Here is an 18,225-nt window from a genome sequence, read left to right on the forward strand (position 1 = left end):
GCAGGCAAGCCAGCTCCCACACTGACCGCACCTCGATCAGAGAGACCGATTACTTCATTTCTACGATGACCTGCTCGTTCCACATCTGTGGCAGCTTCTTGGACGTCGCTTCCCAGGCATCGGCATCCTTGATCGGCTGCGGGTTGGCCTTGGTGTACTGCTCGCCCGGGATCAGGTTCTTGGCAACGTCCGCCGGCAGTTTCAAGTCGGTTTCAGCGCGGATCGGACGCGCGTTGCCACGTGCCAGGTTGAGCTGGCCGGCATCGCTGAAGATGTATTCGCGGGTCAGCTTGGCGGCGTTCGGGTGCTTGGCGTATTTGTTGATGATGGTGGTGTAGCCGGATTTCACCGAGCCATCCGAGGGGATCAGCACCACGTAGTCATCCGGGTTGGCCATCTTGGCCTTGTAGCTCAGGCCGTTGAAGTCCCAGACGAGACCCACTTCGACTTCGCCTTTTTCCATGGTGGCGATGGTCGGGTTGGACAGTGAGAGGCGACCCTGCTGGGCGATCTTGGTGAAAAATTGCAGGCCCGGCGCGATGTTTTTCTCGTCGCCTTTGTTGGCGATGGCCGCGGCGAGTACTGCGTTCGAAGCCTGGGCGGCGGTGCTCACGTCACCCACCGATACCTTGTACTTGCCGGTTTGCAGGTCAGCCCAGGTGGTAGGCACTTCGGAGCCGTGCAGCAGTTTCTTGTTGACGATAAAGGCAATGGTGCCGGTGTAGGCCAGGGCCCAGTGACCGTCTTTGTCTTTCGCCCAATCCGGCACCTGGGCCCAGGTAGACGGTTTGTACGGCTGGGTGACTTCCTGCTTCACCGCGATCGGGCCGAAGGCCGCGCCCACGTCACCAATATCCGCGCTGGCGTTGTCTTTTTCGGCTTTGAACTTGGCGATTTCCTGGGCCGAGCTCATGTCGGTGTCGATGTGCTTGAGGCCGTAGGTTTTAGCCAGGTCTTCCCAGGTGCCTTTCCAGTTGGCCCAGTCATCGGGCATGCCGACGCTGTTGACGGCGCCTTCCGCTTTGGCGGCGGCTTCCAAGGTTTTTAGATCGGTATCAGCAGCCATGGCGGCGGTGCACATGGCAATGGTCGAGCCTAACAGTGATGCCAGGAAAAGCTGTTTCATCCGAAGCTCCTTTGGGCGTTTTCAACGCGGCGTTTTATCTGAACGTTAGCGGTGGTTTGGTCTAGGTCAGCAATACCTGAGCCAATCTAGGCCCCATGGATGACAGTTTCATGTCGATGTCGTTTTTGAAGCGCTGATGTCGCTCAGTTCCGACTTAGCGTAGACCATGCCCAAGTGCCCGCAGGCCCTGGACTTGGCCGATGTATTGCAGGGTGTGGTAGAGGCAGTCGACAGCCTTTGTCATCTGTCGGTCATCTGGAGTGCCTAGGCTGGCACACAGCAGCAAAAGCCCAGATAGAGCGCGTTTTGTGCACCTGAACGGTGCTGGTCTAGTCCAGATAGGTAACGTTGATGCGTGATGAGGCAATCAAGGCGGTAACTTCCATCGGCCTGGCGCTGCAAGAGCAGATCGACCATGGCCTGTTGCCGCCTGCCAGCAAACTGCCCGCCGAACGCAAGCTCAGCGAGTTGTTTGGTACCACTCGGATTACCGTGCGGGAAGCCTTGTTACAACTGGAAGCCCAAGGGCAGATCTATCGTGAAGAGCGTCGGGGATGGTTCGTCTCGCCGCCACGGCTGGCCTATAACCTGATGCAGCGCAGCCACTTTCACGCCATGGTCAGCGATCAGGGGCGTGAGGCTTCCACGCAGGTCATTTCCGCACGCTTGCAACCGGCGTCTGCGGCGGTGTGCGCTTGGTTGCAATTGCCGGCGTTGTCGAGCGTGATCCAGATTTGCCGGGGCCGCAGGATTGACGGACGCCTGGTGTTGTACGTGGAGCACTACCTGAACCCGCAGTATTTTCCGGGGATCCTGGCGTGCGATTTGAATCAGTCGATGACTGAGCTGTATGCGCGCAAATATGACTTGCACTACGGGCGGGTGCGTTTCGAAATTGTGCCCACCTCACTGCCGGTGGAAGCGGCCGCTGCGCTGCGTGTCTCGGTGGGTAGCCCGGGCTTGCGCATCGCCCGGGTGAACTACGACCAGCATCAACGCCTGATCGACTGTGACCTGGAGTTCTGGCGGCATGATGCGATTCATGTGGGGGTGGATGTGGTGTAGCGGCTGATGCACCGCGATCCAATGTAGGAGCTGGCTTGCCTGCGATGGCATCGACTCGGTATGCCTGATAAACCGAGGCGCCCGCATCGCAGGCAAGCCAGCTCCCACATTGAACCGAGTTTATCGCTGACGGATCGGTGGCTCGCCTAGGGCGTAAGTGCCTTGATCACTTGGTCCACATTGGTTTCCAACTCCGTCACCGGGTCGGCACCGTCCACATTCAATACCAATAGTCTGGAGCCGCCGGCATTTACGGCGGCTTTGACCGCATCACTCGGTTGACGGTGATGCAGCACCACCGCCACGTCGTTGTCCTTCAACTCGGCGCTGAGTTTCTGCAGCGCCTCAGGCGTCCACTCGGCATCGGGGCGTGCTTCGGTGCTGAGCACTTCCAGGTTCAAGCTGCTGACCAGGTACGCGAAGTGATCGCTCAAGCTGACCACACTCAGGTTGTCGGCCGTGGCCAATCGCGCCTCGCTGTCGGCGGTGAGCTTGAGTAAACGCTGTTTGAACGCGGCAAGGTTAGCGTCGATCCTGGGTTTGGCTGCCGGGGCCAGGCGGCCCAGGTCGGCGGCCATTACGTCGGCCATGCGCCCCATATTGTTGCTCGATTGCCAGGGTTGGCTGTTCAAGCCATCGGTGACCCCCGGTTGTACTGCGATACCCGGCAAGCCACCGTCCACCGGGCGTGCGGCATCGACTTCGACGATGCGGATATTGCTGCGCCGTGCCACGGGGTACAGCGGGTCATCGGCCCACAGCGAGCGCAGGCCGATGGCCGCGTCGGCGTCCAGCGCCAACTTGTTCAATGCCGCAGCACCGCGGCCGGTGAAGTAGGACACCTGCCGCGAGCCGGGTAAATTGGCCGGCGCGGCGCGTTCAAGCGCTACGTTGGTGCCTTTGAGCAGCGCTTCGGCCAGACCATAGGTAATCGGCAGCGAGGCCAGCACCTTGACCGGCGGCTTGGTCTTGGTCAGGGCTGCGTGACCGAGGCCCTGGTTGACTTTGAAGTCCTTGGCGTCGAAACCGTCGACGGCCAGCGCCGACGTACTCATCAAGCAAGCGATGGCCAAGGCCAGTGGGCGAAAGGCAGGGCGCATTATCCAAGATTCCCTTTGAGGCTGGGCACAACGCCACGGGCGATGGCGGCTAAGGCGAAGGCGATCCCGGCAACCAGAATGATGGCGGCGCCGGAGGGGATGGGCAGGTCAAAGATGATCGGCAGCAGGATGCCGCACAGGGTGCTGACGGTAGCGATCAGCACCGAGATCCAGAAAAACCCTTTGAGTGACTGGCTCAACAGGCGCGCCGCCGCGGCAGGAATCACCAGCAAGGCACCGACCAGGATTGCGCCGATGACCTTGACCGCAGCCACGGTGATCAGGGTCACCAGGATCACGAACAGGTAGTCCAGGCTTTTCACCGCCACCCCGCGCACTGCCGCCAATTGCGGGTTGAAACTGGCCAGCATGATGCGGTTGTACAGTGGCAATGCCAGGGCCATCACCAGCGAGCCGACAATGGCCAGTACCAGCAGGTCGTTGCCGTTGACCGTCAGCACCGAGCCAAACAGCACGTTCTCGAGAATGTGCACGTTGATCTTGCCGGCCAGGATCAGCAGCAGGCTTGCCCCCAGTGCCAGGGACACCGACAGGAACACGCCGATCAAGGTGTCGGGCGCCAGGCCGGTGCGGTTACGCAGGTAATTGAGCAGGATGCCGAACAGCAGGCAGTAGCCAAACAGGCTGCCATAGGGCCCCGTATAGGGTTCGCCCAGCAGGATGCCCACGGCCACGCCGGTCAGTGCGGCATGGCCGACCGCTTCGGAGAAAAACGCAAAGCGCTTGACTACCACCAGCGTCCCCAGGCCGCCGAGTACCGGGCCGATCAACAAGCCGGCGAGCAGGGCGTTGACCACAAAACCGTAGGCCAGGGCTTCGGGCAGGTAACCGGAAGAGGCCCAGCCCTGGACCATCAAGCGAAAGGCTTCATAACTCATGGCGCCGGGCTCCGAGGGTGAGTGGAGAACAGAGTGAGCAGGCGGTCCGGGATCAGCGCCTCTTTCGGTGTGGCGTCGAACAGCACGCGGCGGTTAAGACCGGTGACGTGGTCGGCCAGGCGGCCCACGGCCTCCAGGTCGTGCTCGATCCACAGCACCGTAATCCCGGCCAGGCGCCAGTCGTTCAGCAGCCGTTCGAACACCTGGATACCCGCCTCGTCGAGGGCCGACATCGGCTCGTCCAGCACCAGCAACTGCGGCGCAGGAATCAGCCCCTGGGCCAGCAGTACGCGCTGGCGCTCACCGCCGGACAACGCGCCCATGCGGCGCTTGCGCTTGTCTTGCATGCCGACGCGCTCGAGGGCATCGCCAATCGCCGCCGCGTAATGCCTGGACAGGCCCAGAAACGCCGGGCGACGCTGGCACATGGCAGCCATGAAATCGTCCACGGTCATCGGCAGGCCCCGATCAAATTCCAGCGCCTGGGGCACGTAACCGACGGTGCCGGGTGTGGTTGGCCACTCCAGGCTCAAGCGCCCCTGGTGCGGCGTTTGCCCCAGCAGGGTCTTGATCAGCGAGCTTTTGCCGCCGCCATTGGGGCCGACCAGCGCATGGATGCTGCCCGGCTGTACCTGGAAGCTCACGCCATCGAGAATCACGGTGCGCCCCAGGGTCAGCGAGACCTGGTCGAAGTTCAGGGTCGGGCCGACGCTGGCGGCGTTCAGTTGCTGCGCGGCGGTCATGCTCCCGACTCCTGAATCGCGCGGACCACGGTGTTGAGGTTGCCGGTCATCTCCACTTCGTACTTCTCGGCGCTGTATTCGCCGTAGGAAATATGCGACAGCGGGTACAGCTTGACTCCAGATTCACGCTGGATGGTATCGACGTAGGTGGACGGGAAGTCCATCTCCGAGAAGATCACTTTCACATCCAGGGCGCGCAGTTCATCGATGGTCTTTTTCAGCTGGCTGGGGCTTGGCTCGATACCGTGGGCCGGCTCGACCACGGCGGTGACTTCCAGGCCAAACTCGCGCAACAGGTAGTCATAGGCCGCGTGCACAGTGGCGACGCGCAGGTCCGGGTTGGGCGCGCTGGTCAGCTTGGCCAGGGCGTCGGCGCGCATCTGGCGCAGGCGCTTGCCATAGGCGCGGGCGTTCTGGGTGTAGGTTTTGGCGTTGTCCGGGTCGAGCTTGCCCAACTCACGGGCAATGTTATTGACCTGGGCAATCGACGCGCTGATCGACAGGAAGGTGTGCGGGTTGACCACCTTGCCCGCACCGCGTGCCGCGTTACCGGTGGCGGCGAGCAACGGCACGTTGGCGTTTGCTTCGATCACCTTGATGTCCGGGCGCTCGCTGGTGGCGATCATGCGGTCGGCGAAGTCGTCATGGCCGACGCCGTTGAGCACGATGACATCCAGGGTGCCGATGCGCTTGATGTCTTCGGCGCGCGGCTCGTAGGCGTGGGGGTTGAAACCGGCGGGAATCAGCGGCACCACTTCGGCCTTGTCGCCCACGATATTGGTTACATAGCTGTAATAGGGGTGCAAGGTAATGCCGATACGCAGGCGCTTGGCCGCCTCGGCGTTGGCAAGGGGGGCGAGCATCAGGCTGAACAGGCCAACCATTAACAGGCGTAACAGGGGCGATGACATAGACATGGGCAATCGGTCTTCTCGTTCAGTGACGGTGCTGGCGGGTGACGCCGGCATCGAATTGCGCGACCACCTGCTGCCAGCCGGCCGCGATCAGCGCTTGGTCAGTGAGGTCGGACGGGGCGGCAAGGTTGGCGCTGCGGTTGAGCCAGATATCCGGCTCGCTGCCTTGCACGCGCATCAGCAGCGAACCGCTGGTGGCCGGCGCCTGGCTCAAACCCAGGTAGGCGGCGGGTGCCAGCAACTCCCAGCGATGGCCACCACGGCTGACCGAGCTGGCGTCCTGGGCAAACGGCGCGAAGCCTTCTTCGGCCAGTTGCTCAGGCGTCGGCAGGGCGCTGTGCTCCTGCTGCAACAGGTGGATTTCATCCAGGGTCACCCGCAGGTCGGCGTAGATGCCTTGCTCGGCCGCGCTCAGGTCGCGGCGGGCGTCCAGCTGGTGGCTTGGTACCGCCGCGACTTCCTGGGTTTCCCCGTGCAGCGCCACGACCGTGCCCGCCACCGCGAGGATGATCAGACACAACAGCAGCACATAAAGGGTTTCGTGGCCCGCCCCGGCGGGGCGTACAACCTGTGTGGTACTCATTGCGACGGGATATCCGCTTGGTCGATTTCCACCACGTGGCCGGGGCCGGCATCGAACAGCACGTAGAACTCGGCGGTGGGCTTCTTGAAGGTCAGGGTCGAATCCTCGCCGAGCTTGCCCGGCACCAGGATGGTTTCGTCGTAGCCGATCACATCCAGGGTTACGCCGGGGGCGCCACTGCCGTCGGAAAAACCGCCTTTGCACTGGATCTGCTCGCCGGGGATTTCCTTGCATTCGCACATCGGGTTATGGGCGAAGGCGGTGGTGCTCAGGCCGGCGCACAGCAACAGCGCGGCGCGGGTGAGGCGCTTGAACATCATGGTTTGACTCCTTGCTTGTTCAGCCAGGCAATGGTGGCAGGCGAGGCCTGGCTCAGCGGGATGGAACCCTGGTGCATGCTTCCGTCCCAGCCTTCCATGGTCACCCATATTTCGGCGTCCGCCGGGGTGCGTTCGGGGATTGGCAGGGCGGCGCCCATGCGATACGGCGTGCCGAAGAAGATCACTCCGGCGGCGCGCAGGCTGCGGGGTTTGCCGATACGCAGGTAAGTGGCCTTGACCTGCTCGGCGCAGGTGTCACACAGGGCTGCGTTGAAGAACTTCATCGGGCCAGCCGGATCCGGGCTCGGGCCTTCGTTGCGAAACTCAGCCAGCGTCAGGCTCCAGGGCCCGACTTGCACTTGCCCGGCCACGCGTTCGCCGATGCCGGTATCCCCGCGAAACAGCGCGGCGTCGGCAAAGTACTTGGGCATGAACCCCAACGGCACCAGCAACAGCAGGATGTTGATATGGAAACGCCATTTCAGCCAGAAGGCGCGCAGCGGGGACGGCGGTACGGTCGCGACCTTGCTCATCGCTGGGCCTCCGAGGTTTCGGCGTGCATGGCCGGGATGGGCGCGGTTTGACGTTGCGTCTTGGCCTCGCGCTTGAGGGCGTTGAGGGTGGCCAGGGCAGTGCGCTTGGTCCAGATCAGCAGGCCGCTCAATACCATCATGCTCAGCACCAGGCCGAAGAACGCCCAGATCAGCTTGATCCACAAACCGCCAAAGTCCCCGGTGTGCAGCGGGCGCATCGACTCGGTGACGAACTCCAGCGGGGTGCGGTCGGACAATAAGTTCGAGAGCGCGATTTCACCGTCATAGGGGTTCAGTTGTGCGGTCTGGAACATCAACGGGTACCAGCCACGCCCGCCGATCTGCAGGTGGCTGTAGGCGTTGCTTGGCATGAACACAAAGCTGGCGTCCAGGCCGGGGATTTTCTCGGCGGCGATGTCGATCGCCTTGTCGATGGGGATCATCGGTGCCGGTACGCCCGGTGCCGACAACGGCACCTTTTCCCGCGCAATCACTGGCACGATGGGTTCGCTGGAAATGGATATCTGGTTGTCGCCCAGGACAGCCTCGATCAGGAACCAGGTGCCGGTGATTGAAATGACCGCGATAAACCAGATCGACCAGATGCCGCTCAGACGGTGAAAGTCGCCCCAGAAGATTCTCGCGCCGTGGCGGATGCGCAGGGTAGGGCGCAAGAAGCCTTTCCAGAAGCGCTTGTACACAACCAGCCCGGTGACCAGCGAAGCGAGCAGCGGCAAGCCCAACGCAGACACCAGGTACCAGCCCCAGCTGTACCCATTGGTGAACGGCACCAGCCACCAACCATGCAGGGCGCGGGTGAATTGCTGGAAGTTGAACGAGGGGCTGATGCCCTGGATCGCGCCGGTATAGGGGTTGGCATACACCTCCACGGAGCGCCCATCCGGGTAGCTGAGGCCAACGCTTAGCGCGAAGTGCGATTCATCCGGGCGGATGATGGACTGGACAATAGCCTTGGGCTCATCGCGCTTGATGGCCGCGATCACTTGGTCAAAGCTCAGCGGCTGAGCATCATCCGACGGCTTGCTGGCGCGGATATCCGGGTTGGCCAGCCACACGATTTCCTGGCTCACCACGGCCAGGGTGCCGGTGACGCACACAATCAGTACAAAGAACCAGATGGGCAACGCCAGCCAGCTATGGACGAGAAACCAGAGTTTGGAGCGTGACTTCTTCGACATATGAATGAGGGTCTTGATCGGAGGGGGCGATGGAGGCCCGGAAAAGGCCAGTCGTAGCTTTTGCTGACGCGACAGGCTGTATCTAAGTTAAGACGGATGAGAATGAGAAATCCCTAAGGGGGATATGAAAGAAAATGTTTCAGGATCGCTTTCAGGGTGTGTGGCGTAACCTTTGAGACATAGCTGCCTGCCAGCCGACGCCTTTCTATCTGACGCGCTGAGGTCTAAATGTGGGAGCTGGCTTGCCTGCGATGGCGGTGGTTCAGTTGCAGATTAATTGACTGATCCGTCGCCATCGCGGGCAAGCCCGCTCCCACAGGGGATTGATGCCGGGCGCTGATTGCGCTGCAACTATCCGCCTTGCTTGAACATTTGCATGGCACGCTGGCGGATCTGTTCCTCGCTCAGGTCTTCCTTGTGAGTCGCCAGGAACCACAGGTGCCCGAACGGATCCTTCACACTCGCCGAGCGATCCCCATAGAACTGATCCTGCGGCTTGGATACCACGCTGGCGCCGGCATCAATCGCCTGTTTGAATTGTTCGTCCACGTCATTCACATACAGGTGCAGGCCGACACTGGGATGTGCGTCGGGATTGCGCAGGGCCGTTTCGTCGCAGGGCGTGCCCAGCATGATCACCGCTTCGCCAATGCGCAGTTCCGCATGGCCGACCCTGCCGTCAGGCATGTCCAGGCGCATGAACACTGAGGCGCCAAAGGCCTTCTTGTAGAACTCGATTGCCTTTGCGGCCTCGTTGATGCCCAGATAGGGGGTAATGCCCTGATAACCCTCGGGAATAGCTTTAACGCTCATAACGTTCTCCTTGAGTCGAGGTACGAGCATTTCACTATAGGTCACGTAATGCGTGGTCTGCGGGCAACCGACGAGGTGCTTTTATCAAGGCTGTGTGGTGGGCTCCAGCAACTGGGCGCCTGGCCCATACTCAGCGAGCTTATCGTCCTGATTGCGCAACGGGCACGCCTCCATCGACAAGCACCCGCAACCGATGCAGCCATTGAGCTTGTCGCGCAGCAGCATCAGCTTGTTGATGCGCTCATCCAGGTCTTCACGCCACAACGCCGACAGGCGCTCCCAGTCTTGAGCATTGGGTGTGCGCCCATCGGGCAAGGCCTGCAATGCCTCGCCAATGTTGGCCAGCGGAATGCCCAAGCGCTGGGCGATCTTGATCAGCACCACGCGCCGCAGCACATCACGTGGATAACGCCGCTGGTTACCGGCATTGCGATTACTCTTGATCAGCCCTTTGGCCTCGTAGAAGTGCAGGGCGGTCACCGCCACGCCGCTGCGGGCAGCGAGCTGACCGACGCTGAGTTCCTTAGTGAGCATGAACCTCTCCCAAACAGTGCTTGACCTCGACTTAACTAGAGGTTTTACCCTGCGTGGCATCGAATCGCAAGATTCTGCCTACAGAGAGAGGGGAGTTTTCATGCCGGTATCAGAGAAGAGTCGCAGCTTCACTCAACTGATCGAATTTCACATCGAACCCCGTCAGCAATCCGCCCTGGTGGCCGCCTTGGCCACCCAGAGCGAGCGTCTGGCCGTGCGCCATGGCGGCTTCTTGAGTGCCAGCGTACAGGTCAGCGATGACGGGCGCAGGGTGCTCAATTATTTGCAATGGCAGTCGCGCGAGGAGGGTGAGGCCGCCTTTAAATGTTTTGAGCAAGGCGGCGAAGATTTCTGGACGCTGATCCGTGCTCACCGGGCCACGGCCGTGACCTTTGGCGCATTCCAGGTACTGCGCAGTTTTGAGCGCAGTCAGGACGATGCCTTGCACTGCCGACTAAATGGATAGGTGCAGCATCCGTTCGCCTTGCACATTTTCCCCGGGCCTGCGCTTGTTTACCGCCAGTTCGCCGATCTTGATCAGGCGAGCGCGAGCGACGTTGCGGCTCAGTCCCAGCAAGTTGGCGGTGTGCACTTGGTTGTGGTGGCTGAAGTGATAAGCAGCGCGCAATAAAGCGTCCTCGACCTTTTCATGCAGGGCGCCGGCCTGTTCCTCGAAGAGCTTTTGAAACGCCCGCGCCAGCAGGGCTTCTGCACTGGGATCGGTGTCGTTGTCGTTCTGGCGTTCGATGCGCAGGCCCGACAGGCGCAGGTCGTCGGGTTCGATCACAGCGTTGCGGCAGATCAGCAGGGTGTGATGAATCACGTTCTCCAGCTCACGGATATTGCCCGGCCAGCTGTAGCGCTTGAGCTTATGCTCGGCCAGGTGGCTCACGCTGATCGGGCCGTAACCCAGGCGCTGGCTGTAGGTTTGGATGAAGTGCCGGGTCAGTGGCAGGATATCGCCGGTACGTTCGCGCAGCGGGCTCAATGCCAGGCTGACTACATTGAGGCGGTAGTAGAGGTCTTCACGGAAACGCCCAACATTGATGGCCTTTTCCAGTTGTACATTGGTGGCCGCCAGGACTCGCACATCGATAGCAATGCGCTTGCGCGAACCCAGGCGCACCACTTCGCGCTCCTGTAGCACCCGCAGCAGCTTGACCTGGATGGCCATCGGCAAATCGCCGATCTCATCTAGAAACAAGGTGCCGCCGTGAGCCTCTTCGAACCAGCCGGCCTTGGCGCCGAGGGCACCGGTAAAGGCGCCTTTCTCATGGCCGAACAACTCGGCTTCCACCAGGGATTGCGAAAAGGCCCCGCAGTTCACCGCCACGAAGGGCCGGTTTCGCCGCGCACTGAGGTGGTGGATATGCCGCGCAACAAGTTCTTTGCCGGTGCCGGTTTCGCCGTTGATCAGCACGCTGGCTTCGCTGGGGGCCACTTGCTGGATATGGTCGAGCAGGGCCTGGGACTTTGGGTCTTCGAAAACCTGGGCTGTGGCGCGGATCGAGGTGGCTAGGGCAGGCGAGGGCGGCAGGGTGAACAGCTGCATGGTGACCTCTCATGGGAGTTCGGGCTTTGTTGAAGGGCTGTTGCCTGATGGGCAGCGGGCTGCACGCAAAGTCTTTATAGAGGTAGCGTCTTAATTCGTAAATGAAGGTGTTTCTATATTTATAGAACTTAAATGAATATGGAGGTGTTTCCGCCTAGGCGCCGATACGCGTGATAGCGACTATCACGGACGATGATTTTTCAGCGAGAGGGGCCGGGAGTAGCCTGTGTTCATTGACTCGAAACCACCTTCGCAGGGCCAACGCCATGAACCGTTTCCTCGCTGTTTCCTTTTTACTTGTCACCTCTGTCCTTGCGGGTTGTGCGACCCAGCCTTCCCCGGAGTTGCGTCCCTATACGGCCGAGGAAACCAAGCAGTTGGCCCTGGAGGCCCTGGGCCGTCGCGGCTTGTCGTTTGACGAGTATCAACGCCAGCGCGCCGCGTTGCTTGGCCAGCCACAAAAGCCTTTCGGTTTTGATCGCCAAGGTGAAATGAACGCCGAGCGCAGCGTGGTCCTGCATGGCCGCCCCAGTTGAGCGCGCTTCTTGCATCAAAAAGCCCGAGGCTTCCCACAAGGAACCTCGGGCTTTTTGTTTGCCATGGGGCTACTTCAGCCTGTTAAGCTCAATTCCAGGAGCGTTCCTACGCACATTTAAATAAAGTTACCTTCTTTAATGGCATTCGATCGGTTAAACCTGACGACCTCTGTTCTGGTCGATGCCCCCGAGACGCTGCTCTTGGGAATACGCTCTGCGAGTTTTAACCTCATGAATAAACGTCCGTTGTATTTCGACTACGCCGCCACCACGCCGGTGGATGAGCGAGTTATCCAGGTGATGGTCGAGTGTCTGGGTTTCAACGCCCATTTCGGCAACCCTGCGTCCAGTTCCCATGCATTCGGCCAAGCGGCTAGGCAGAAGGTTGAACAGGCGCGTCGCCAGGTGGCCGATTTGGTGGGCGCGCAGGCCGAGCAGATCGTCTGGACCTCCGGTGCCACAGAATCCAACAACCTTGCGCTCAAGGGCGTGGCCCAGGGCCGTGGTGTGGCGGGTGGGCATATCATCACCAGCCAGATCGAACACAAGGCCACGCTGGACACCGCGCGGCAATTGCAGGAAGCCGGTGTTGCAGTGACTTACCTGGTACCGGATGCAGACGGCTTGATCAGCGTCGAGGCGGTCAGCGAAGCCTTGCGCGAGGACACCTTTCTTGTCTCGCTGATGCTGGTCAACAACGAACTGGGAACCCTCAACGATATCCCGGCCATTGGCGCGCGGGTGCGTGAGCAGGGCGCGTTGTTCCATGTGGACGCGGCGCAAGGGGCGGGCAAGGTGGCTATCGACCTGGCCCAGTGGCCGGTGGACCTGATGTCGTTCTCTGCTCATAAGTTGTATGGGCCCAAGGGCATCGGCGCGTTATATGTCGGGCCGCGGGCGCAGCAGAAGGTATTGGCGCAGATTCACGGCGGTGGCCACGAAGGCGGTTTGCGCTCCGGCACCCTGGCGACCCATCAGATTGCCGGTATGGGCACGGCGTTTGCCCTTGCGGCGGCGTCTTTCGCGGATGAGAAGGCCACGATTGTCGCGCTGCGCCAGCGCTTGCTGGATCAGTTGGCGTCGGTTGCCGGCTTGCGTCTTAATGGCAGCCCAACCCAGCGTATTCCGCACACATTGAGCCTTACCTTCAGCGAAGGCGAATTCAATTCAGGCGCATTGAGTGCAGGCATTGCCTTTTCCGCGACTTCAGCGTGCAATTCGGCCAGCAATGCGCCGTCCCATGTGCTCCTGGCCTTGGGGCATGACGCCCGCAGTGCCGCTCGCACTATTCGCTTGAGCCTGGGCCGGTTCACCACCGAACAGGATATCGACCAGGCCGCGCAGTTGATCAAGGCCGCGTTGGCGAGTGCGCCGGCATTCTGGGCGGTCTGATTTATCATTCGCAACACATAACAATTATTAGTGGTTAGCAGGAGACACAATGAGTACGCAGCCTTTGACCCATGGAACGGTTCCCCAGCGCCTGGCGCACACCCGTGAACTGATGCGCCGCGAAGGCATTCATGCCCTGCTGGTGCCATCGGCGGACCCGCACCTGTCCGAATATTTGCCGGGTTACTGGCAAGGGCGTCAGTGGTTGTCCGGCTTTCATGGTTCGGTGGGCACCCTGATCGTCACGGCGGAGTTTGCCGGGGTCTGGGCGGACAGCCGTTACTGGGAACAGGCGACCAAGGAACTCAAGGGCAGCGGTATCGAGTTGGTGAAGCTGCAACCGGGTCAGCCTGGGCCGCTGGAGTGGTTGGCGGAGCAAACCCCTGAGGGTGGCGTGGTGGCGGTGGACGGTGCGGTCATGGCCGTGGCCTCGGCACGTACCCTGGGTGGCAAGTTGGCCGAGCGTGGCGCGCGTCTGCGTACCGATATCGATGTACTCAATGATGTCTGGCAAGACCGCCCGGCGCTGCCGAACCAGCCGATCTATCAGCATCTGCCGCCCCAGGCCACCGTCAGTCGTGGCGAGAAACTGGCCGCCTTGCGCACCAGTTTGAAAGACAAGGGCGCCGACTGGCATTTCATCGCCACGCTGGATGACATCGCCTGGCTATTCAACCTGCGCGGCGCTGATGTGTCGTTCAATCCGGTGTTTGTGTCCTTTGCCTTGATCAATCAGCAGCAGGCGACTTTGTTTGTGGCGTTGGGCAAGGTCGATGCGCCTCTGCGGGCGGTGCTTGAGCAGGATGGCGTGACCCTGCGTGATTACAGCGAGGTGGCGCACGCGCTGCGAGCGGTACCGGCGGGCGCAAGCTTGCAAGTAGACCCGGCCCGCGTCACCGCCGGCTTGCTGGAAAACCTCGACGCGGGCGTCAAGCTGGTTGAAAGCCTCAACCCCACCACACTGGCCAAATCCCGCAAGAGCCTGGCAGATGCGGAACATATCCGCCAAGCCATGGAGCAGGATGGTGCGGCGCTGTGCGAATTCTTTGCCTGGCTCGACAGTGCCCTGGGCCGCGAGCGCATTACCGAACTGACGATTGACGAACACCTGACCGCTGCGCGTACCCGCCGCCCAGGCTATGTATCGCTAAGCTTCAACACCATTGCCGCCTTCAATGCCAACGGCGCGATGCCGCATTACCACGCCACCGAAGAAGAGCATGCGCTGATCGAAGGTGATGGCTTGCTGTTGATCGACTCGGGCGGCCAGTACCTGGGCGGAACCACGGACATCACGCGGATGGTGCCCATCGGTACACCGAGTGAGGAACAGAAGCGAGATTGCACGCGGGTACTCAAGGGCGTGATTGCCCTGTCCCGTGCGCAGTTCCCCAAAGGCATTCTTTCACCGTTGCTGGATGCCATTGCCCGGGCACCGATCTGGGCAGAAGGCGTGGACTACGGTCACGGTACAGGCCACGGCGTAGGTTATTTCCTCAACGTGCATGAGGGCCCGCAGGTGATTGCCTATCAAGCCGCTGCGGCGCCACAAACGGCGATGCAGCCAGGGATGATTACGTCAATTGAGCCGGGTACTTATCGCCCTGGCCGTTGGGGCGTGCGCATTGAGAACCTGGTGTTGAACCGTGAAGCGGGCAAGACCGAGTTTGGCGAATTCCTCAAGTTCGAAACCCTGACCCTGTGCCCGATTGATACCCGGTGCTTGGAGCCGTCGTTGCTGACGGCGGATGAGCGTGAATGGTTCAACGCGTATCACGCCCAGGTGCGTGAGCGTTTGAGCCCGCTGCTCAATGGTGCAGCGCTTGAGTGGTTGCAGGTGCGCACTGCGGCGATTTGATCGGTTGCAGCCAAGGCATTGCCGGCTGCAATCGATATCTAGCTGAGCGCTTCACGCACAAAGTCCAGACGGTCCTGGCCGAAGAACAGCTGGTTTCCTACAAAGAAACTGGGAGCGCCGAACACGCCGCGCTTAATGGCTTGTTCGGTTTTGTCCTTGAGAGCGTCCTTGACGGCTGCATCGTTTGACAGGGCCAGTACCTGCTCGGGATCGAACCCCTGTTCGGTGAGCACATTGGCCACGACCTCTGGGTCGCCCAAGTGACGGCCTTCCACCCAGAGTGCTCGGAAAAGGCAGTCGATGAAGTCGAGGAAGCGCTCAGGCTGGTGGATTTGAATGCCGGTGACAGCGCGCATCAGCAGCAAGGTATTGATGGGAAAGTGCGGGTTGAACCTGAGCGGCACGTTGTAGCGTTTGGCGTAACGCGCCAGGTCATCGAGCATGTAGCGACCCTTGGCGGGCACCGTGATCGGCGAGGCATTGCCCGTGGCCTTGAATACACCGCCCAATAGCATGGGTTGATACACCACCTGTGCGCCGGTTTCGGCACACAGCGCCGGCAACTGGGTATAGGCCAGGTAAGTGGCGGGGCTGCCGAGATCAAAGAAAAACTCCAGGGTTTTACTCATGGTCTGTACTCGCTGCTTATTGTTATAGGGGGCGTCACCAGGTTTCGTTCCAGGGGCGCAGGTCCAGTTCGAACGTCCAGGCGTCCCGTGGCTGGCGATGCAGGAACCAATAGTTGTCGGCAATATGGTCAGGGTTGAGGAGGGCGTCCTGATCCTTGAGGGCGTACTTTTGCGGGAAATTCTCGCGAATGAAGTCGGTATCGATGGCGCCGTCGACCACCACATGGGCGACATGGATGTTCATCGGGCCCAACTCCCGCGCCATGCTTTGTGCCAGGGCGCGTATTCCGTGTTTGGCGCCGGCGAAGGCGGCAAACCCGGCGCTTCCACGTAAGCCGGCGGTGGCGCCGGTGAACAGGATAGTGCCGCGGTTACGCGTGACCATGCGCTTGGCGACTTCCCGTGCGTTCAAGAAGCCAGAAAAGCACGCCATCTCCCAGATCTTGAAGTACTTGCGCGCGGTTTCTTCCAGAATGCTGCAAGGCACATTGGCGCCGATGTTGAAGACGAACGCTTCAATAGGCCCCAGCTCGGTTTCGATTTGCTCGACCAGTGCGATCACGTCTTCTTCTTTACGTGCATCACAGGCAAAGCCATGGGCTTCACCGCCGGCTGACTGAATGCTGTCTACCAGGGGCTGCAGTTTGTCGGCGCTGCGACGGGTGACGCAGGCGATGTAGCCTTCGCGGGCAAAGCGTTTGGCTATGGCGCCGCCGGTTGCGTCTCCGGCACCCACTACTAATACGATTTTCTTGTTGTGCGGCATGGGAACTCCATTGGCTCGATGGTCGAGCAGGAGTTTAGCCTTCATGCCGCAAATGGCCGGGATTTAAGATGAGCAGTCAGGACAGACTGCTCGGGCAACTATTTGCAGATGACGATCATGCTACGGCTGGTATAGCCGGCAGGGTTGAGACCGAAGGGGTAGTCCCCAGGCTCCTCGGAGTTATCGCCGGATTTGGCGATCACCCGGTAGCCCTTGGCGCCGCATGAGTTGGCAGCACTGGTGTAGCACTGGTCCCAGGAGGAGGACAGGCCCGAACAGTTGATATGCAGCCCTTTCTTACCCCGTTTCACTTCTGTTTTTGTGGTTGCAGCACAGCCAGCGATGCCCACAACCAGCAACAGTATCAAAATTCGTTTCATTCCCATCCTTAATAGCCGCCCTGCAAAAGAACAGAGCCGCTTTACTCGCTCTCGAGCGAAGCGTTCATGCTGTCCGTGTCGAAATTCTCCATGAATGACATTCGGTTACGGCCTAAACATGGCCTAAATGAGCGGCAAATACCAGCGCTGGCTTCAAAGACGATCAGTCGGCGGGCACCAGCGGTTTGGATTCGTTACGCATCGTCAACGTGGCGCCTACCGAAGCCAGGATAATGCAGGTGATGGCCAGCCATTGGGCTAGAGATAAATGCTCATGCAGAAAGAACAGGCCGGAAAGGGCGCCGAACGCCGGTTCGATACTCATCAACGTGCCGAACGTGCGGGCGGGCAGCCGAGTCAGCGCGACCATCTCCAACGTATAGGGCAAGGCCGTGGAGAGAATCGCGACGCCGATGGCGATAGGGATCAGGGCAGGTGTCAGCAGCGCGGCGCCCGCATGCACGATGCCGATCGGTGCGACGAACAGGGCGGCAATCATCACGCCGAGTGCGGCGGTCTGAACACCATTGTCGTTCCCTGCTTTTTGGCCGAACAAAATATAGAGTGCCCAGCATCCGCCTGCGCCCAGCGCGTAAGCCGCGCCGATCCAGTCGATACCGCTACTGGCCTCACCCATCGGAATCAACAGCAGCAGGCCAATGATTGCCAGGGCAATCCACAGGAAATCGACAGCTCGGCGCGAGGCATAAATAGCGACGGCAAGCGGGCCTGTGAATTCGAGTGCTACTGCAATCCCTAGCGGTACGGTGCGAAGGGACATATAGAAGAGGAAGTTCATGCCGCCCAGCGCCATCCCGTAAATGATCACCGTGCGCAAGGACTTGGCTGTCAGCGTGGCGCGCCATGGGCGTAATAGCACCAGCATGATCACACTGGCAAAAATCAAGCGCAGGGCAGTGGTGCCCTGTGCTCCGACGATAGGGAACATGCTTTTGGCCAATGACGCACCGGATTGGATGGACGCCATGGCGATTAATAGCAGGCCGATCGGAAACAATGCGGATGCCAGGCTGCGAGGAGGGGTGGTCATTGCGGGAGTTCTTCCGAAGTCATGATCGATAAATACGTGGCGCTATGATGCTTAACTACCGGCGAATGAGCAATATATTGCGCAAAAACTGACTCGTGGCTATCTATATAGTGGAAGTTTCGGGTTTTTGAGGTTTTTGATAGAAAAACCGAATAATTGGGTTGACGGCAGATTCTGGAAGCCTATAATTCGCCCCACTTCCGGCGCAGTCGAAACGGAAAACTCCTTGGTA

General features: G+C 60.4%; 21 protein-coding genes. 5 read left to right on the forward strand and 16 right to left on the reverse strand.

Features of this window, described 5'->3' with window-relative positions:
• Window positions 1–49 precede the first annotated feature (49 nt).
• Window positions 50–1,126 (reverse strand): ABC transporter substrate-binding protein, encoded by a 1,077-nt coding sequence (locus tag QK296_RS18885; protein ID WP_003190150.1) that lies wholly within the window; start codon window positions 1,124–1,126, stop codon window positions 50–52.
• A gap of 351 nt (window positions 1,127–1,477) precedes the next feature.
• On the opposite strand from QK296_RS18885, the gene QK296_RS18890 reads away from it, so the two are divergent.
• On the forward strand, window positions 1,478–2,191 hold the full coding sequence (locus tag QK296_RS18890) for a UTRA domain-containing protein (RefSeq protein ID WP_034135004.1): 714 nt from the start codon (window positions 1,478–1,480) through the stop codon (window positions 2,189–2,191).
• Between the two features lie 146 nt (window positions 2,192–2,337).
• On the opposite strand, the gene QK296_RS18895 is transcribed toward QK296_RS18890, so the two are convergent.
• From QK296_RS18895 to soxR, 10 genes are all read right to left on the reverse strand, one after another.
• Entirely contained in the window at window positions 2,338–3,291 is a 954-nt protein-coding gene (locus QK296_RS18895; RefSeq protein WP_120247756.1) for a zinc ABC transporter substrate-binding protein, read from the reverse strand.
• Window positions 3,291–4,190, reverse strand: coding sequence for a metal ABC transporter permease (locus QK296_RS18900; RefSeq protein WP_282391179.1), 900 nt, complete (start codon window positions 4,188–4,190; stop codon window positions 3,291–3,293). The genes QK296_RS18895 and QK296_RS18900 overlap by 1 nt, the downstream gene beginning before the upstream one ends.
• A complete protein-coding gene (locus tag QK296_RS18905) occupies window positions 4,187–4,933 on the reverse strand; it encodes a metal ABC transporter ATP-binding protein (RefSeq protein ID WP_282391180.1) in 747 nt (248 codons plus the stop codon). Before QK296_RS18905 ends, QK296_RS18900 begins: the two co-directional genes overlap by 4 nt.
• On the reverse strand, window positions 4,930–5,850 hold the full coding sequence (locus QK296_RS18910) for a metal ABC transporter substrate-binding protein (RefSeq protein ID WP_034135210.1): 921 nt from the start codon (window positions 5,848–5,850) through the stop codon (window positions 4,930–4,932). Before QK296_RS18910 ends, QK296_RS18905 begins: the two co-directional genes overlap by 4 nt.
• Before the next feature lie 19 nt (window positions 5,851–5,869).
• Entirely contained in the window at window positions 5,870–6,430 is a 561-nt protein-coding gene (locus QK296_RS18915) for a DUF6162 family protein (protein WP_003190160.1), read from the reverse strand.
• Entirely contained in the window at window positions 6,427–6,750 is a 324-nt protein-coding gene (locus QK296_RS18920; RefSeq protein ID WP_003190163.1) for a hypothetical protein, read from the reverse strand. Before QK296_RS18920 ends, QK296_RS18915 begins: the two co-directional genes overlap by 4 nt.
• On the reverse strand, window positions 6,747–7,283 hold the full coding sequence (locus QK296_RS18925; RefSeq protein WP_003190164.1) for a hypothetical protein: 537 nt from the start codon (window positions 7,281–7,283) through the stop codon (window positions 6,747–6,749). The genes QK296_RS18920 and QK296_RS18925 overlap by 4 nt, the downstream gene beginning before the upstream one ends.
• Window positions 7,280–8,482 (reverse strand): PepSY domain-containing protein, encoded by a 1,203-nt coding sequence (locus QK296_RS18930; protein ID WP_003190166.1) that lies wholly within the window; start codon window positions 8,480–8,482, stop codon window positions 7,280–7,282. The genes QK296_RS18925 and QK296_RS18930 overlap by 4 nt, the downstream gene beginning before the upstream one ends.
• Before the next feature lie 351 nt (window positions 8,483–8,833).
• On the reverse strand, window positions 8,834–9,295 hold the full coding sequence (locus tag QK296_RS18935; RefSeq protein ID WP_169855580.1) for a VOC family protein: 462 nt from the start codon (window positions 9,293–9,295) through the stop codon (window positions 8,834–8,836).
• Between the two features lie 84 nt (window positions 9,296–9,379).
• Complete coding sequence (soxR, locus tag QK296_RS18940) at window positions 9,380–9,829, reverse strand: redox-sensitive transcriptional activator SoxR (protein ID WP_034135000.1); 450 nt, start codon at window positions 9,827–9,829, stop codon at window positions 9,380–9,382.
• Window positions 9,830–9,929: 100 nt separating this feature from the next.
• Here soxR and QK296_RS18945 point away from each other — a divergent pair, with 100 nt between their 5' ends.
• Window positions 9,930–10,295 (forward strand): antibiotic biosynthesis monooxygenase, encoded by a 366-nt coding sequence (locus QK296_RS18945; protein ID WP_169855581.1) that lies wholly within the window; start codon window positions 9,930–9,932, stop codon window positions 10,293–10,295.
• Here the strand turns inward: QK296_RS18945 and QK296_RS18950 are convergent.
• Window positions 10,284–11,381, reverse strand: a complete 1,098-nt coding sequence (locus tag QK296_RS18950) for a sigma-54 dependent transcriptional regulator (protein WP_282391181.1) — start codon at window positions 11,379–11,381, stop codon at window positions 10,284–10,286. The genes QK296_RS18945 and QK296_RS18950 overlap by 12 nt on opposite strands.
• 266 nt (window positions 11,382–11,647) lie before the next feature.
• Between QK296_RS18950 and QK296_RS18955 the strand changes: the two genes are divergently transcribed.
• From QK296_RS18955 to QK296_RS18965, 3 genes are all read left to right on the forward strand, one after another.
• Window positions 11,648–11,917 carry a hypothetical protein gene (locus QK296_RS18955; protein WP_282391182.1) on the forward strand — a complete coding sequence of 90 codons (270 nt, stop codon included), beginning with the start codon at window positions 11,648–11,650 and terminating at the stop codon, window positions 11,915–11,917.
• Between the two features lie 231 nt (window positions 11,918–12,148).
• On the forward strand, window positions 12,149–13,309 hold the full coding sequence (locus QK296_RS18960; RefSeq protein ID WP_282391183.1) for an aminotransferase class V-fold PLP-dependent enzyme: 1,161 nt from the start codon (window positions 12,149–12,151) through the stop codon (window positions 13,307–13,309).
• A gap of 49 nt (window positions 13,310–13,358) precedes the next feature.
• Entirely contained in the window at window positions 13,359–15,167 is a 1,809-nt protein-coding gene (locus QK296_RS18965; protein WP_282391184.1) for an aminopeptidase P family protein, read from the forward strand.
• 38 nt (window positions 15,168–15,205) lie between these two features.
• Here the strand turns inward: QK296_RS18965 and QK296_RS18970 are convergent, their stop codons facing one another.
• The 4 genes from QK296_RS18970 to rhtA form a co-directional block, all read right to left on the reverse strand.
• Window positions 15,206–15,796, reverse strand: a complete 591-nt coding sequence (locus QK296_RS18970) for a 2-hydroxychromene-2-carboxylate isomerase (RefSeq protein WP_003190179.1) — start codon at window positions 15,794–15,796, stop codon at window positions 15,206–15,208.
• Between the two features lie 34 nt (window positions 15,797–15,830).
• Window positions 15,831–16,562, reverse strand: coding sequence for an SDR family oxidoreductase (locus QK296_RS18975; RefSeq protein WP_034134997.1), 732 nt, complete (start codon window positions 16,560–16,562; stop codon window positions 15,831–15,833).
• Between the two features lie 98 nt (window positions 16,563–16,660).
• A complete protein-coding gene (locus QK296_RS18980; RefSeq protein WP_003190182.1) occupies window positions 16,661–16,942 on the reverse strand; it encodes a hypothetical protein in 282 nt (93 codons plus the stop codon).
• 163 nt (window positions 16,943–17,105) lie between these two features.
• Window positions 17,106–17,993, reverse strand: coding sequence for a threonine/homoserine exporter RhtA (gene rhtA / locus QK296_RS18985; protein ID WP_003190184.1), 888 nt, complete (start codon window positions 17,991–17,993; stop codon window positions 17,106–17,108).
• Between the last annotated feature and the right edge of the window lie 232 nt (window positions 17,994–18,225).

The organism is Pseudomonas sp. AL10, from assembly GCF_029960685.1.
Lineage (GTDB): Bacteria > Pseudomonadota > Gammaproteobacteria > Pseudomonadales > Pseudomonadaceae > Aquipseudomonas > Aquipseudomonas lactis.

Coding starts and splice junctions, on each gene's coding strand:
- QK296_RS18925 (WP_003190164.1), bottom strand. CDS start 7,283: ATGAGCAAGGTCGCGACCGTACCGCCGTCCCCGCTGCGCGCCTTCTGG.
- QK296_RS18975 (WP_034134997.1), bottom strand. CDS start 16,562: ATGCCGCACAACAAGAAAATCGTATTAGTAGTGGGTGCCGGAGACGCA.
- QK296_RS18930 (WP_003190166.1), bottom strand. CDS start 8,482: ATGTCGAAGAAGTCACGCTCCAAACTCTGGTTTCTCGTCCATAGCTGG.
- QK296_RS18965 (WP_282391184.1), top strand. CDS start 13,359: ATGAGTACGCAGCCTTTGACCCATGGAACGGTTCCCCAGCGCCTGGCG.
- rhtA (WP_003190184.1), bottom strand. CDS start 17,993: ATGACCACCCCTCCTCGCAGCCTGGCATCCGCATTGTTTCCGATCGGC.
- QK296_RS18970 (WP_003190179.1), bottom strand. CDS start 15,796: ATGAGTAAAACCCTGGAGTTTTTCTTTGATCTCGGCAGCCCCGCCACT.
- QK296_RS18945 (WP_169855581.1), top strand. CDS start 9,930: ATGCCGGTATCAGAGAAGAGTCGCAGCTTCACTCAACTGATCGAATTT.
- QK296_RS18955 (WP_282391182.1), top strand. CDS start 11,648: ATGAACCGTTTCCTCGCTGTTTCCTTTTTACTTGTCACCTCTGTCCTT.
- soxR (WP_034135000.1), bottom strand. CDS start 9,829: ATGCTCACTAAGGAACTCAGCGTCGGTCAGCTCGCTGCCCGCAGCGGC.
- QK296_RS18900 (WP_282391179.1), bottom strand. CDS start 4,190: ATGAGTTATGAAGCCTTTCGCTTGATGGTCCAGGGCTGGGCCTCTTCC.
- QK296_RS18890 (WP_034135004.1), top strand. CDS start 1,478: ATGCGTGATGAGGCAATCAAGGCGGTAACTTCCATCGGCCTGGCGCTG.
- QK296_RS18885 (WP_003190150.1), bottom strand. CDS start 1,126: ATGAAACAGCTTTTCCTGGCATCACTGTTAGGCTCGACCATTGCCATG.
- QK296_RS18895 (WP_120247756.1), bottom strand. CDS start 3,291: ATGCGCCCTGCCTTTCGCCCACTGGCCTTGGCCATCGCTTGCTTGATG.
- QK296_RS18915 (WP_003190160.1), bottom strand. CDS start 6,430: ATGAGTACCACACAGGTTGTACGCCCCGCCGGGGCGGGCCACGAAACC.
- QK296_RS18960 (WP_282391183.1), top strand. CDS start 12,149: ATGAATAAACGTCCGTTGTATTTCGACTACGCCGCCACCACGCCGGTG.
- QK296_RS18950 (WP_282391181.1), bottom strand. CDS start 11,381: ATGCAGCTGTTCACCCTGCCGCCCTCGCCTGCCCTAGCCACCTCGATC.
- QK296_RS18920 (WP_003190163.1), bottom strand. CDS start 6,750: ATGATGTTCAAGCGCCTCACCCGCGCCGCGCTGTTGCTGTGCGCCGGC.
- QK296_RS18980 (WP_003190182.1), bottom strand. CDS start 16,942: ATGAAACGAATTTTGATACTGTTGCTGGTTGTGGGCATCGCTGGCTGT.
- QK296_RS18905 (WP_282391180.1), bottom strand. CDS start 4,933: ATGACCGCCGCGCAGCAACTGAACGCCGCCAGCGTCGGCCCGACCCTG.
- QK296_RS18935 (WP_169855580.1), bottom strand. CDS start 9,295: ATGAGCGTTAAAGCTATTCCCGAGGGTTATCAGGGCATTACCCCCTAT.
- QK296_RS18910 (WP_034135210.1), bottom strand. CDS start 5,850: ATGTCTATGTCATCGCCCCTGTTACGCCTGTTAATGGTTGGCCTGTTC.